Genomic DNA, 14,765 nt, shown 5'->3' on the forward strand with positions numbered 1-14,765 from the left:
GTCCTCTTCGGTAAATCTCTTCTTGCTCATGCAATCCCCCCCCCCCGATGCTTATTCCAGTATACAAAAAGGTACCCACAGCCTGAACACCTTTTTTCAAAGTGTCCAAACTATGGGTACCAGTTTACTCAAGGGGGTCTTTTTTTATATCGTTAAGTCACTATCACTATACACATGACGGAAGTCTTTCAACAGGCCATGCCAACAGTACGGCCGATATGATCAGTCGCCTGGAGACGATGGTACTGAGCGGAGCTGACCTTCCGCTCGGGGTGGTCAGGCAGCAAATCGCCTCGGCGATCGACATTTTCATTCATCTGTCCAGGCTCCGCGATCGTTCGCGCAGAGTGACGGAAATATCGGAAGTAGTAGGAATGAAGAATGGGGAGGTGGTATTGAACCCGTTGTACCAGTTTCAGGAGAAGGAAGAGAGGTCGGGCAGAATTATCGGCGCATTGGAAAGCACCGGGAGACAATTACTGCACACGGAGAAGCTGAGCATGGCCGGAATGAGCCGCTTTGCCCGGGAACAAGCAGGTGTCGGATTATGATGGCCGGGAAGCGAACAACCGGAAAGGCCGGAAAGGTAACGGAGCCTTCCAAAGCAAGCCGGGACGCATTGCCGGATTACCGGGTGTATGTTCTTTCCAAAGGGCAAAGAATGGGCTGCTTGCTGTTTGGCGGACTCGCATTGTACGGAGTAGGCTATGTATTTTTTCATTCGCTGCTGCTTTCGTTGGTCCTGACATGCGGTACCTGCCTGATTCCGAAGTATTGGAGCCGGTATTTGCTGCGCCGAAGGAGAGAGAATCTCGGACTTCATTTCAAACAAGCGCTGTATTCGCTCTCTTCTTCACTGGCCGCCGGGCGCTCGGTTGAGAATGGATTTCGCGAAGCAATTGCCGATCTGAGACTTCTGTACCCCGACGGTAATAATGATTTGATTGTAGAGCTGGGCATCATTTGCACAAGAATGGAGTACGGGCAGCCGATTGAAGAAGCGCTTCAGGATTTCAGCCGCCGGGCTGAGCTGGAGGACATCAGCAACTTTGCGGACGTCTTCACAACCTGCAAACGGTCCGGCGGGGATTTGGTGGAGATCGTAAGGCGGACCTCGGCTATCATCAGCGAGAAGCTGGAGATCAGCCAGGAGATCGGGGTCATGATCGCCCAGAAGCGTTTTGAAGCCAAAGCTATGCTCGCTGCTCCGGTGCTTTTTCTGGTGTTTATGGATATGTCTTCGCCCGATTACATGCAGCCGCTCCATAGCGGGATTGGCCTGGTTATTTCAGCGTTTGCGCTCTTGCTGTTTGCGGGATGTTCATGGCTGATCCTGAAAATTATGGACATTCGAATTTAATAGGGAGGGATCCTGTTGAATTGGATTTGGACAGGACTTCTGGTTTGCTTGTTTGGTAGCTGGGGAGTGCTGTTTTATTACGCTTCCGGCAAATACAAGGGTTGTTCCAATATGGAGATGGAAGGGATCCGTCTGCAAAGGCTGGCGCCCCCTATGCTTTATCTCCTTGAGAAATTGCAGGTGTCCCAAAGGTTTCCGTTTTTCTTCTTCAAAATCCAGCGCTCGGTTCAAAAAATTTGCGGAGATCGCCGCGGAGGCGAATACACGTTGTTATTCCTGGCGGAAATGCTGTCGTATAGTTGGCTTCTGATGGTGCTGGGTAGTATTATGGCGCTTTTCATGAACGGGGATTTTAGCGGTTTCTTAATGGGAGCGGTATTGGCCGTATTGCTTCCTGCGGCGCTTATCAATGATCTGCATCGCAAGGTTGTCCGGCGCGAACGCGAAGTGTTGCTGGAACTGCCGGAATTATTGAACCGGATCATCCTGCTGGTCGGAGCCGGGTCTACGGTACAGCAGGCGATAAGACATTGTCTGGAACGCGGTAAAGAGAAAGAAAATCATCCATTGTACCGTGAGCTTCTGCAAATGCAAAGGGAATGGGAGGGAGGATACTCTTTCCAGCAGGCAATGGAGGGGTTCAGCAAGCGATGCGGCATACAGGAGGTTTCAGCATTTACCACCGCCGTGCTGCTCAACTTCCGTCGGGGAGGAAATGATTTTGTACTGGCGCTTCGCGATCTGTCCCGCTCATTATGGGAACGGAGAAAGGCGGTGAGCAAAACGCTAGGGGAACAGGCTTCTTCCAAGCTAGTGTTTCCCATGGTTCTGCTCTTCCTGGTGGTTGTTATTTTAGTCGGTGCTCCGGCATTTATGATTATGGATTTGTAAGTCAGCAAACATTTCAAAGGAGTGAAAAGAATGCTTACACAGATTTATGGGAAAATGAAAAGCTTTTGGCGTAATGAGGATGGGCTTGGAATGCTCGAAATGATCTTGATCATCGCGGTGATCGTAATTATAGCCGTCATTTTCAGGACACAGCTTAAAGAAATCGTCACCAGCCTGCTCGGCAAGGCGAAATCCAAAACGGAAAATTTTATGGATGGTCAATGATCCGGGTACTGCGTGACCGGGAGGGGAGCTTCACGCTTGAAGCTTCGCTTGTTCTCCCAATTATTTTTTCCACCGTTATGATCCTGTTGTTTTTCTGCTTGTATTTATATCAAAGGGTGTTGTTAGGCCAAACGGCAGTTGTGGCGGCGGAACGGAGTGCGTTCGTATGGGATAACAGTCGTAGGGATCCCTATACGGGGGCTTTCGAGGCGAACCATTATGATCCATTGTATTGGCGGCTGAGTGATGATGGGATGCTGCAATCGATATTCGGTTCCTCCCGGCAAACGCCACAAGTTGCGCTCCGGCTTCCTTCCACCGGCGTATCCGAGGATTCCCTGCCGTTGTATAAGCTCAATCGGACCGGTAAAGCCATCCCCGAAGTAATGAACGGAAAGATGGAATACGATAACAAGGTGCTGCTTCGCAAGGTGAAGGTGTCTTTAAACCGCCTGGTGCCTCTTGTTCCTTTGGAGCGAGTCATCGGTGACCTGGCGCAAGAAGGGCAGGCGGAATCTTATGTCGTGGATCCTGTGGAATGGATAAGGACAGTGGAATTGGCCCGTTATTATGGAGCCAAATTTAAGGGCAGCGATGGAGCGGAACCGGTCGACAAGCAAGAAGCGGGAAAAGCGTTGGAATTGTTCGGCAAGTAAAGCGGTCGGGCATGGGTCTTTGTCCGCCCGGAAGGGGGAAGAGGAATGTTTCACCCGCATCGGTCCGAACGGGGAGCGGTTTCGGTCTATTTGATTATGATTTTTGCTGTGGTTTTCGCTTTTGTTTCTATATTCATAGATTTTGCGCGGATGTCCGCGTTGCAGGCAAAAACCGAGATGCTGGCGCACGCCGCATCCCGCTCGGTCATGTCCGCATATGACCCTCAGCTTGTCGAACAGTACGGTTTGTTTGCTTTTGGGGAAACGGACGAAGGATATATCATGTCGAAGGTGCTGCAGGATCAGTTAGAGCTTGTACAACGAAGCGATGATCTGCCGGTATTAGGGGTGCGGCTCGATTCATCCACCGCAGAGCTTCAACGTCCGCTCGGGACTTATGCCGTTTTTGAACAGCAGATCAGAGAACAGATGAAGTATAAGGCGCCCATCGATTTTACGATCGAGGTGATCAACAAGTTTAAACCAATGGCCCAGGTTATGAAGGAAGCGTCCAATACGGTCGATCTGCTGGGCAAATTGCAAAAGCTCTATGACCGTCGTGAAGCGAAGCTGGATGAGCTGCTTGAGAAGCAGAGCAAGGCGGCGCAGGCTGCCGCGGAAATGGCATCGCTTATTCCACGCTCCGGCGGTTCTGGGGTCGGGACTTCCATTGACGACGGCATTTCGACCGCAGCGGATGTAGCGGCGCAGTACGCCGATTATGCATGGAAAGTGGAGGAGGACCGGAACCGGGAGCCGTTGGAACGGATTTATACCTGGGAGATCAGCCGTTATCAAAATGGAGCCTCACGATTGTTCGGCAAGCTTGGGGATAGAAATAGGGACGCTGACAAGCAGCATAAGGAATTGCTCCCACAAGCAAGGGAACTGCTTATGGAGGCTAAAGATATCAATGAGCAGATGAGAATCGTCATTGAAGAGGCCGAACAGCGTCCGGCTCAGGATGGTTATAACGAAGTATCCGCCATGGCCAGTACCGGAGGCGGGGAGCCGGCAACGGGCGGTGATGAAATTGCCAAGATCCGTCAGCGAAGCCGAGATTTGCTATTGCCGGAGCAGTTATTCTCCGACTTTGAAGCGGATATTGCCGAGCAGGAGACAGGTTTTGAGAATCTCTTCGGTTCGGCAAATTCCTTTTTATCCTTGGAGGGTTCTGTCTTTGCTGCTTCAACCTCCACGGGGACTCTTGAATCAGCGGTGAGCGGCATGGGTGGGAAAGTAGACAAATATATGCGTGATTATGTGGATTCGGGCGCCGGGAATATCTTGTTTCAAAACCAAAAAAGGCTCGAAGCCCATCGAGGATCCGACGAAGAGAGAAAGCGTACCGAGCGTGAAGCAAGCGGCAAGCTAAAGGAAGCGAAAAACCTCGTCGGCCGAATTTCGGATTTGAAAGGCGAATTGAAGGAGCAGCAAGAGCAATTTGACCGGTTGGAATCTTTTTACAAGTCTAACCGTGAATTGAATCAGCAGTCCATGAACGGTGAAGATGCCGGTTCAACAGTCAAAGAAAGCCCTTATGATGCCGGAGGCGAGGCGATGGCCGGAATGGACTCGTTGTATGGGGGACTCTCAGGTCTTATGAAAGGAATGTCCGACAGCTGTTTTCAGACCGAGTACATCGTTAGCTATTTTGAGTATCTGGATATCAGTACGCTGGACGAGCTTATGGAAGGTAGCGAAAGCGGCCGGGATAAGATCGATATTTTGGCGGATGCTTTTGCTGCGGACAAACAGGAAGTGGAATATATACTTTACGGCTTTCATAACCCGGCTGGTAATATTGCGGCCGCTTACGGGGAGATATTTACGATGCGGTTGGCGATACGAACGATGGAGGGGTTCATTAAGAACGGAGCCAAGGGGAATCCGCTGTTGGTTCTGGCGGCAGCTCTGTTGTACGGAGTTGAGCATGCAGTAAAGGATATGATTGAGCTTACGAAAAAGGGCTCCATACCGTTAAGCGATTATTTGAAAGTTAAGCTTACATACCGGGATCACTTACGAATATTTTTGCTGCTTCACGGACGAAATGAAAGGAGACTTTCGAGGATGCTTGCGGTTATCCGTATGAACACCGGGATCGCACCGGAGGAGCGGGCGACATATTTGAAAAGTACGGTGACGACAGCCATCCCTTTATGGTTTCTGCCCGGTGTTGCCAAAACGATGGGAGAGACCGGAGCCCTAACTGGCAGGGTGGAAGGAAGCAGATATTATGCAATTAAACAAGCGGACTTCTCCTACTAAAGGAGATCGTATGGACGGAAACCGGCGGCTTCAGGGAAGTATCGTCCTTGAGGCTTCCCTCGTAATGCCGGTTTTCGTCATCGTAATATTCCTGTTTATTTACATGGTCCAGATGACTTTGTTATCCACACAAATGCACGCCGTGGCTGCAAATGCGGTCAAACAGGTTTCTGCCCATATGTATCCCGTGGCGCTTGCCGTTTCTAAGCAGTCCGTCGATTCGGCGGAAGCGGAGGGGGGAGAGCAATTGTCTGTTGGAGGGAAGCCATCGTCGTCCGCAAGGAGCATGCCGGGTCTCTCTTTGCCGGAATGGGCAGATCAGTATGCTTCATCGCTTCCCGCGCCGTTCTCCAATTGGATTTCTTCAGCGGCCGACAAAGGCGTCGAACCGCTGCAGGACATAAAAAACAGTGTCACCGAAAGCGTGCTGGACCCGGTTGTAAAGCCTCTTATCAGGCCCTTCTTAAAAGGCACGTGGTTGAATGAACATCGTCTGCATGTCAGCCGCGTCACCGTACCGGATATGAAGACGGGTAAAAATCCTTATTTCGGCCTTGAGATCAGTTATGAGCTGCCGATTAAAGTTCCGTTTACCGGGCGGCCCATCGTGCTTCAGGCAAGAGCCGAAGAGCGGTTGTGGATAGGCGATACGGGAGAACTGGAGCATGGAAACGGGAACGGAGAAGAGAATGGAGAAGCAGGACAGCCTGCGGTGATTCTGTCCAAACCCGAGCCTGCCTACGCGGGTCATCGGGCCAGGATTACGGCTCGGATCGCACCGGGTTCGACGGCCAAATTGACGGTGTACTACAAAAGCGGGGCAAGCCAGGCCAAGTACCTGGGTGAAGCCTCCGCAAACGGAGACGGGCTCGTGGAATGGGAGTGGCTGGTCGGAGGAAATACGACGCCAGGCACATGGAGTTTTGTTATTGAAACGGAGGAAGGTCTGGAGACAGCCGGACAATTCGCGGTCGAAAGTCCAAGGTCTTCGAAATAGAACCGCTTGTGGCTCGTAATCTCCAGACAAAATTTATAGAAACGGAGGGTGATTTTTTCTTGATAAATTGGGACTACTTAGGGTGCTTCATCATATTGGGAGCGGCGTTCATTACGGATATTAAAACGATGAAAATTCCTAATATGATTACCGTATCCGGAATTGTCACGGGGTTGGCGTGGCATCTCCTGACCGAAGGATGGGCTGGGGGACTGTTTGCTCTGAAAGGAGCCGCTGCGGGTTTTGGTCTGATGCTGGTACTTTATTGGTTCGGTGCGGTAGGCGGAGGCGATGTGAAGCTGTTCGGCGGCATCGGGGCCTGGATGGGTACCTATCTGACACTGAGCATTCTGATGTATTCCATTTTTGCTGCGGGCCTAATCGGTGTAGGTGTATTAATCTGGCGGCGGGAAGTATTTTCCCGGCTGCGCGGTGTGCTCCGGCAAGTGATGGGAGCCTTTATATTGCGAAGCTGGAATCCCGTCCGGGCAGGGACGAACAATCAACTGCAGATTCCGTTCATGCTTGCGGTTTTGCCTGGAGCAATTCTGGCTGTCTTTTATTTATCCTAGAAAGGGAGAGGGGGTAGCCTGATATGCGGGAACTGGTCACCGATTTTGTAAGGAACGGCGGTACATATATGGTAGTAACCGCGTTAGAAGGTATGCACTCCAGTCAAATAAGCCGTGTGCAGCAGGCGATGCTTTCCTCGGTGAACATACCGAATCTGCTGAGAGTCGATGTAAGGGAGATAGATTTTGAGGTAAGCATACACTATGAAATTACGGGCAAGCGAATGCTGTCCCAATGTCTGAAGCAAGAGAAAATCGGGATGCCTGAGCTTTACAGTCTTTTGCTCCAGGCGTTGACCGTGCTGGATGACAGCAAGCAGTACATGCTTTCACAGGATAATTTTTTAATGGATGAGAATCATATTTTCGTAGAGGAATCGTTGGCTGCGGGAACGTTGCATTTTGCTTATTTACCGGTAACCGACCGATCTACGGAGGAGCCTTTGGCAAAGAAACTCATTGCCTTGATTACGAAGATGATGACTTCTGTGACTGTGATTGAAGGGAACGGGATTCAGCAGCTTCTCCGCTTTTGTTCGGATGAACTGTTTTCCGTTGCGGAGATGAAGAAACTGTTGCTCCGTCTTCTGCTGGACGACAAACCCGCCAAATCCGAATCCAATATGGTAGCGGGGAAGCGCTTGGTTCAGCAGCCTTTGCCGGCTTCGGTTACTATCCGAGAATATATGCCGCCACATTCGCCTTCTTCGGCTGGTGTTAATATCAATCCACCCTCGTTTCTCGCTCGCGGGAAGGAACAATTTAAATTACCCACAGAGCTTGATGATAACGAACAACAAGTAGGTGAGACGGGAGAGAATGAAGAGACAGGCTCAACTTCCAAAACAACTTACATCATGCTCGGTGCGTTACTGGTGATTGCAATGATTTGGAAACTGCTTTATTTTGATCATCCAGGGAGTTTTTCATTGATGATTTGCCTTGCATTGACCTTGCTTATTGCTGTGTTTGCCATGCTTATATGGAAAGGAAAATGGAGCATTCCCGGGCGCTTCAAGCTCAGCGGCAAGCAACATGATTCCGAAGAGTTAGAGTTATCGGACAAAAGGGAGGATCTGCTTCTGGAGAAGGGCTGGCGATGGAACGAGCCTAACGAGCCTTTGAACAATTTGACGGGGATTCCTCCGGTTCAGGAGGATCGCTATGCTCCTCCGGTTGTCGAGCCCGCTGTCAACTTTGTTCCTGTGCCGCAACCGAAGACGGTATTATTGAGCAGGCGGAGTGCTCATGGTTCCGAACCGGACATGTCTTCGTCCTCCGAGCCGAGCTTTAGTCTCGATCGGATGGGTCCCGGGGAAGATCGAGGAGAGTCGATACCGCTTAGTCCGGGCAGTTTTGTCATAGGACGCTCTGAGGAAATGGTTCAATATGTGGATCTGACGCCAGGTGTCTCGCGGGCGCATGCGGAATTGATGATTCGTGCTGATGAATGCAGCCTGAAAGACCTCGGCTCCAGAAACGGAACCCGTTTGGGGGGAGAAGTCATCGCTCCCTACAAGGAATATTCGCTGAATCCGGGGGACTCCTTCATGATTGCCGAGTGTACCTATACCTTGCGAAAGTCCGGCAGACCGTCTCTCTAATTTGCCTGTAATCGTAGATTATCCTGACGAAAGAGAGTATAATAAGCGAGAATCATTCTCAATTAAAGGATAGGATTGGATTGATTAATTCGTGTATAATACTCAAGCTTACATAATCTATCATCGTTAAACGTCAAAGGATGGTTGTGACTCATGACAGCTTCGACTCAAGCTCCCAAATCCCGTTATCGTACCCGGCCGATAGCGGCTACGTTAATTTTGTTCGGCGGCGTCATTTTGCTGCTGTTCGCAATCGGGCTCTCCATCTCCGTTGGAGCGGCCAACATCAAGTTAGGAACGGTATGGAACTCATTGTTTCATTTTAACGGCAATTTGACGGAGCATCAGATTATTCTGGATATGCGGCTTCCGCGTGCGCTGGCTGCTGCATTAATCGGAGCGGCTTTAGCCGTCGCCGGTGCAATCATGCAGGGGATGACCCGCAACCCGATGGCCGATTCCGGATTGCTGGGACTGAATTCCGGGGCAGGCCTCGCACTTGCTGTTTGCTTTGCGTTTTTTCCGAGCACTTCATTTCTGATGATGATGTTTTATTCGTTTGCGGGCGCGGCGGTCGGTGCCGGTCTGGTGTTTGGAATAGGCTTTATGTCCAAGGGAGGCATGACCCCCGTCCGGCTGACTCTCGCCGGTGCGGCGGTAAGTATGCTTTTGGTCGCTCTGAGTGAAGGAATCGCTATTTATTTCAAGGTAGGTCAGGATCTCGCGTTTTGGTATGCGGGGGCGGTAACGGGAACGACCTGGACACAAATCGAAATCGTTGCTCCTTGGGTGGCTGTAGGGCTGGTCGGAGCATTTGCGCTGTCCAAGTCGATTACCCTGCTTAGCCTGGGCGATGAGGTGGCTACCGGCCTCGGTCAAAGAACCGGCTTGATCAAAGCGGTCAGTATGATTTTTGTCCTGATCCTTGCCGGGAGCGCGGTGTCGCTGGTTGGCGCCATCGGATTTGTGGGCCTCATGATCCCCCATATTGCAAGATTTCTCGTCGGAGTGGATTATCGCTGGGTAATCCCGTCGTCGGCAGTATTGGGCAGCTTACTTATGGTGTTCGCGGATATATTGGCGCGGATGGTCAATCCGCCTCATGAAGTGCCGATCGGCGCGCTGATTGCGGTGATCGGGGTACCGTTCTTCCTCTACCTGGCGTTGAAGCAGAAAGGGGGATTGGAATGAGCGCACCTGATTACTCGGCCCATCTGCGCAAAAAGGCGATCCGGGCCTACACCGTTATCGCTCTGTTTGCTGTTTTGATCCTCGTTGTCTTTATGATCAGTATGAATACGGGGGTCATCCGATTATCTCCCGGCGATGTGTTCAGAACCTTCTTCGGAATGGGAACGGCCAAGCAGGAACTTATTTTATATGATTTCAGACTGCCCCGGATCGTGATTTCCGTCCTGATCGGAATGGGGATGGCGGTTTCCGGTTGTATTTTTCAAGGAATTTCACGCAATCCGTTGGCCGACCCAGGAATACTGGGTATCAATGCCGGTGCGGGTCTTGCCGTTACGTTGTTTATTTCGTTCTACCCAACGGCGGCCGCGGCACCTGTCTTTATGATGCCGTTTCTGGCCCTGTTAGGCTCAACAGCAGCAGCGGCTTTGATCTATGTGCTTTCTTACAAGAAGCATTATGGGCTCCAGCCGATCCGTATGGTGCTGGTCGGTATTGCGCTTGCGGCTGGAATTAATGCAGCCATGATCATATTACAGCTGCGCCTGCGTCCGGAAGACTATCAAATGCTGCAAGTATGGCTGGTGGGAAGCATTTGGGGGACGTCTTGGAAATATGTATTAGCTTTGCTGCCATGGATAGTTATTTTAATGCCTTATGTGTTTATCCGCGCCAGAGCATTAAATGTGCTGAGTCTCGGTGATCAGACGGCGACGGGGCTGGGAACTTCGATCGAACGTTCCAGGCTGGGCCTGCTGGCCGCCGCAGTCGGTCTGACCGGTGCGTCGGTCGCGGTCGGCGGCGGAATCGCTTTTGTCGGCCTGATCGCTCCGCATTTGGCCAGACGTCTGGTGGGACCGAAGCATGAACATCTGCTTCCGGCTTCCGCTCTTGCCGGCGGTCTCCTGGTGATCGTCGGCGATACGCTGGGGAGATGGATTCTGCAGCCTGAAGAGATTCCTACGGGTATCGTGGTTGCCATCATCGGGGCCCCGTATTTCCTGTATTTGCTCACAAAGTCGAAAATCTGACTGTGTACGTGTTCAGAATTGTTTGCTTGATTTCAATGCCGTCAAAGCTTCCTCCAATCCGGGATAAGTAAACGTGAAGCTGGCCTGGATTGCGGCTGCTGGAAGCACCTTTTGTCCTTTCAGCAGCAACATCGACATTTCTCCGAGGAGGAGCTTTAGAAGCGGACCCGGCAAAGGGAACCAGTTCGGGCGGTGATAGACGCGGCCGATGGAGGAGCCGAATTGTTGATTGGTAACAGGGTAGGGACTGACCGCATTTACCGGACCGGATATCGAGGGATGCTTGACGCAAAAGTCGATTAACCGGATCTGGTCATGCAGATGAATCCAGGGTACCCATTGCCTTCCGGTGCCGATCTTTCCGCCGACTCCCAGCAAGAACGGGAGCCGCATCAGCGGGAAGGCGCCTCCGCTGTTTCCGAGGACGACTCCGGTCCGAAGCTTCACGAGCCGACGGCCGGCAAACCCTTCCTCTGCGGCGGCTTCCCACTGCTCGGTCACTTCAGAGAGGAAGTCGCTGCGCCCCTGTTCGCGCTGATCGTTTTCAGTGAATTCGCGACTGTAGGACGTCCCGTATATGCCTACGGCGGATGCTTGCACGATGACCTCAGGACCAGGCGTGTACAGCTTGCTGAGCCGTGCAACTTCGCGGGTTGTCGTTAAACGGGATTCCAGAATGCTTCGTTTAGCCTTGGCGGTCCACCGCTGGCTCAGCGTGGCTCCCGCGAGATTAACAAACACATGCGAGCCCTCCAGCGGGGAGGGGTCCTTCTTTAGTTCATCCCATGTCCAAAAGGTTGGTCCAGAGGTACGTCCCATGGCTTCCGGTGCATCTGTGGTTTTTGTTCTGGAGACGACCAATACTTCATGGCCTTCCTTCAACCAATAACTGCTCAACGCCCGTCCGATAAACCCGGTTCCCCCGAAAATAACGCATTTCATGTCGCAATCCTCCCTATTATGTAATCATGTTTACATAAAAACATCGTTCTTCTTTGTCTTTTACCTCTATTACACCGAACGGTTCATCCTGCTATAAAGCAAAAAACATCCGGTGCCTAGGTTCGTCAGGCCGGATGCATTTTTGTGCCGCACTTATTTGTTCATCAAATGCCGGTAAGGCTGGTAATCGATCTGGTTCTTCTCCAGAAAGGTAATCAGAAACTTGTTGTCTCTTTTCGGGGTTGCAGAAATATATCCTTTGATGCAATGATCCCGAGTCACCTCGGAAGCCTTCTCCTCAAGCGCGATTCTGCCGATTTCGGCGGCAATCGAGTGCTTGGCGATATCGCGGAACGGCCCTGGTACAGGCTGTACCAGCATGGTCAAGAAAGCTTTGGCCTCGTCCGTCCATAAATGGCGGCTTGTTTCGACCCAGTGATTTTGCCAGTCCAGTTTAGACTTGCCATCCGCTTTGGGAAGCACCTTCAAAAATTTGCGGAACATAAAAAATCCGCCGATGACCATTAACCCTAGCAGCACGAACCCCCAGAAGACAATACTGTTTAAAAATAAGTTGCTCGGTCCCTCCGAAGACAGCGGGAGCAGCAAAGCGTTGTTCAGCATGGACTTCACACCTCGATATTCTTCATGTGATATTTGTAATTGATAAAAATTATACCGTATTTCCACGATTATTTCGACACTTCTATAGATTCGGAGGAACATTTATTAGGACCCTTCCAAATGTTTCGGCATTGTCCGCCTACGCTAGCTTTATTTCGATTTTCAAGATAAAATAGGGTTGTTTAGCGATTTACTGTCCAAAAGGGGGAAAAGAAAATGCTTAAAATAGGCTCCCATGTCTCATTCTCGGACAAAGGGCTGTTAAGCGCAACTGCGGAGGCCGCTTCTTACGGCTCCAGCTCGTTTATGATATATACCGGTGCACCGCAAAATACGCGGCGCAAACCGATCGAATCGATGAATATCGAAGCTGGGAAAGCGGCGATGGAGGCAGCCGGAATCGACGAAATCGTCGTCCATGCCCCTTACATTATTAATCTCGGGTCCTATAAATCGAATACGTATCAGCTTGCGGTCGATTTCTTGCAGGAGGAGATCCGCCGGACCCATGCCCTTGGCGTGCGCAACATCGTGCTGCACCCAGGAGCTTTTACCGATAAAGACGCCGAATACGGCGTGGAACGGATTGCCGAAGGCTTAAATGAAGTGCTGAACGGCACGAATGAAACGGACGTCAACATTGCGCTCGAGACGATGGCAGGCAAAGGTACCGAGGTCGGACGCAGCTTCGAAGAGATCGCGGCGATCATTGATAAGGTGCAGCACAACGAACGGCTGACCATTTGCATGGACACCTGCCATATTCATGACGCTGGCTATGACATCGTGAATGATCTTGATGGCGTGCTTCGCCAGTTTGATGATCTTATCGGACTTAACCGGCTTGCGGTCGTTCATATCAATGACAGCAAGAATCCGATCGGCGCGCACAAAGACCGCCATACTCCAATCGGAACGGGTTGGATCGGTTTTGAAGCGATTAACCGGGTCGTTCACCATGAGGCGCTGCAAGGGCGGCCTTTCATTCTCGAGACACCTTGGGTAGGCAAAGACGCCAAAACCCAGCGTCCGATGTACGAAATGGAAATCGCATTGCTCCGGGGCGAGGTTGCCGCGCGATTTGGCGAGAATGTGCTCACCGAAATAGAGCAGCTCGGGTCCTTTTTTGCCGGACAAGACATTCATCCGCGGGCTTTTGTGCTTGATACATGGAACTTGCTCAAGAGCGACGCCAAGGCGAAAAAGGCGGATCCGCGCGAGCCGATGGAACGACTGTACGATCTCATAGCCGCAGCGAATTTGTTCCCGGATTATAACGAGGAGCAGATTAATCAGCGCCTGCTGGCCTGGCTGTCTACAGGGCATTGATCGTATTCGTTGCCAACAGATACACATAAGACACAGGGGGATTTAGAAAACGATGGATACACACGTAAAAACGGGCGGACGCCCTGTTAAACCATATGAGAACAATCGGGCGCGGATGCTGATATCCTGTCCCGACGGCCCCGGCATCGTAGCCGCGGTGTCGCAATTTCTCCATGAACACGGCGCGAACATCGTTCAGTCGGACCAGTATACGATGGATCCGGAGGGCGGCATGTTTTTCATGCGGATCGAATTCGACCTGGAGCAATTGGAAGACCGGGTGGACGGGCTGAAAGAAGATTTCGGGTCTATCGCGGACAAGTTCGAGATGCAGTGGAATCTGTATCAGCTTAGCCATAAGAAAAAACTGGCCATCTTCGTTTCCAAGGAAGACCATTGCCTGGTCGAGCTGTTGTGGCAGTGGCAGGCCGGAGATCTGGATGCAGAGATTTCTATGGTCGTCAGTAACCATCCCGACATGAAGGAATACGTGGAATCCTTCGGAATTCCGTACCATCATATCCCGGTTACGCCGGATACGAAACCTGAAGCCGAGCAGAAGCAGCTTGACCTCGTCAACGGAAAGGTCGATTTGATCGTGCTGGCAAGATATATGCAGATCGTATCTCCAGCCCTGATTCAGCCGTACCGGAACCGGATCATCAACATCCATCATTCCTTCCTTCCGGCATTTGTCGGTGGCAAACCGTACGCCCAGGCCTATGAACGCGGTGTGAAAATCATCGGCGCTACCGCCCACTACGTAACGGAGGAACTGGATGGGGGACCGATCATCGAGCAGGACGTTCAGCGGGTTAGCCACCGCGATAATGTCAGCGAGTTGAAACGGATCGGCCGGACGATCGAACGTGTCGTGCTGGCTAGAGCCGTGAAGTGGCACATCGAGGACCGGATTCTCGTGCATCAGAACAAAACCGTCGTATTTAATTAAAAAGCTTGATACAGATCAACCAACCGCGCGGCAGACAGGAGTTCACATGCCGCGCGGTTTTTGTTTTCGGGGTAACTTTTTTATCCCGGTTTTCGTTTAGGGTATGAAGGGGATTCAGGC

14 protein-coding genes and 1 pseudogene are annotated in these 14,765 nt (G+C 51.4%); 13 read left to right on the forward strand and 2 right to left on the reverse strand.

Translation table 11 applies throughout. The annotated features are described in order from the left end of the window. Positions 1-173 precede the first annotated feature (173 nt). From KJS57_RS19015 to KJS57_RS19065, 11 genes and pseudogenes are all read left to right on the forward strand, one after another. A pseudogene (locus KJS57_RS19015) lies at positions 174-551 on the forward strand (CpaF family protein); the annotation flags it as partial. Further along, positions 551-1,360, forward strand: coding sequence for a type II secretion system F family protein (locus KJS57_RS19020; protein ID WP_211022178.1), 810 nt, complete (start codon positions 551-553; stop codon positions 1,358-1,360). The pseudogene KJS57_RS19015 and the gene KJS57_RS19020, both read left to right, overlap by 1 nt. A gap of 12 nt (positions 1,361-1,372) precedes the next feature. Beyond that, positions 1,373-2,251, forward strand: a complete 879-nt coding sequence (locus KJS57_RS19025; protein WP_211022179.1) for a type II secretion system F family protein — start codon at positions 1,373-1,375, stop codon at positions 2,249-2,251. 30 nt (positions 2,252-2,281) lie between these two features. Then, positions 2,282-2,476: a Flp1 family type IVb pilin gene (locus tag KJS57_RS19030; RefSeq protein ID WP_211021819.1), complete on the forward strand. Its 195-nt coding sequence runs from the start codon at positions 2,282-2,284 to the stop codon at positions 2,474-2,476. Beyond that, positions 2,473-3,132, forward strand: coding sequence for a TadE/TadG family type IV pilus assembly protein (locus KJS57_RS19035; protein WP_244861626.1), 660 nt, complete (start codon positions 2,473-2,475; stop codon positions 3,130-3,132). The genes KJS57_RS19030 and KJS57_RS19035 overlap by 4 nt, the downstream gene beginning before the upstream one ends. A gap of 45 nt (positions 3,133-3,177) precedes the next feature. Then, positions 3,178-5,403, forward strand: a complete 2,226-nt coding sequence (locus KJS57_RS19040) for a TadE/TadG family type IV pilus assembly protein (protein ID WP_211021822.1) — start codon at positions 3,178-3,180, stop codon at positions 5,401-5,403. Further along, positions 5,372-6,400, forward strand: coding sequence for a pilus assembly protein (locus tag KJS57_RS19045; RefSeq protein WP_244861627.1), 1,029 nt, complete (start codon positions 5,372-5,374; stop codon positions 6,398-6,400). The genes KJS57_RS19040 and KJS57_RS19045 overlap by 32 nt, the downstream gene beginning before the upstream one ends. A 59-nt stretch (positions 6,401-6,459) precedes the next feature. Further along, positions 6,460-6,972 carry an A24 family peptidase gene (locus tag KJS57_RS19050; RefSeq protein WP_247681746.1) on the forward strand — a complete coding sequence of 171 codons (513 nt, stop codon included), beginning with the start codon at positions 6,460-6,462 and terminating at the stop codon, positions 6,970-6,972. A gap of 23 nt (positions 6,973-6,995) precedes the next feature. Beyond that, entirely contained in the window at positions 6,996-8,576 is a 1,581-nt protein-coding gene (locus KJS57_RS19055; protein WP_211021824.1) for a DUF6382 and FHA domain-containing protein, read from the forward strand. Between the two features lie 153 nt (positions 8,577-8,729). Beyond that, the gene (locus tag KJS57_RS19060; RefSeq protein ID WP_211021826.1) at positions 8,730-9,767 is read left to right on the forward strand and encodes a FecCD family ABC transporter permease; all 1,038 of its coding nucleotides are present in this window, start codon (positions 8,730-8,732) and stop codon (positions 9,765-9,767) included. Continuing rightward, positions 9,764-10,798: a FecCD family ABC transporter permease gene (locus KJS57_RS19065; protein WP_211021828.1), complete on the forward strand. Its 1,035-nt coding sequence runs from the start codon at positions 9,764-9,766 to the stop codon at positions 10,796-10,798. The genes KJS57_RS19060 and KJS57_RS19065 overlap by 4 nt, the downstream gene beginning before the upstream one ends. 12 nt (positions 10,799-10,810) lie before the next feature. Here KJS57_RS19065 and KJS57_RS19070 read toward each other — a convergent pair whose 3' ends face one another. Continuing rightward, a complete protein-coding gene (locus tag KJS57_RS19070; protein WP_211021829.1) occupies positions 10,811-11,740 on the reverse strand; it encodes a TIGR01777 family oxidoreductase in 930 nt (309 codons plus the stop codon). Between the two features lie 153 nt (positions 11,741-11,893). Beyond that, a complete protein-coding gene (locus KJS57_RS19075; RefSeq protein WP_211021831.1) occupies positions 11,894-12,364 on the reverse strand; it encodes a DUF2621 domain-containing protein in 471 nt (156 codons plus the stop codon). 216 nt (positions 12,365-12,580) lie between these two features. Between KJS57_RS19075 and KJS57_RS19080 the strand changes: the two genes are divergently transcribed. Further along, positions 12,581-13,693, forward strand: coding sequence for a deoxyribonuclease IV (locus tag KJS57_RS19080; RefSeq protein ID WP_213655999.1), 1,113 nt, complete (start codon positions 12,581-12,583; stop codon positions 13,691-13,693). Positions 13,694-13,745: 52 nt separating this feature from the next. After that, a complete protein-coding gene (gene purU / locus KJS57_RS19085; RefSeq protein WP_211021836.1) occupies positions 13,746-14,645 on the forward strand; it encodes a formyltetrahydrofolate deformylase in 900 nt (299 codons plus the stop codon). Positions 14,646-14,765: the final 120 nt, after the last annotated feature.

The sequence above is a fragment of the Paenibacillus vini genome (assembly GCF_018403325.1).
GTDB classification, from domain to species: domain Bacteria; phylum Bacillota; class Bacilli; order Paenibacillales; family Paenibacillaceae; genus Fontibacillus; species Fontibacillus vini.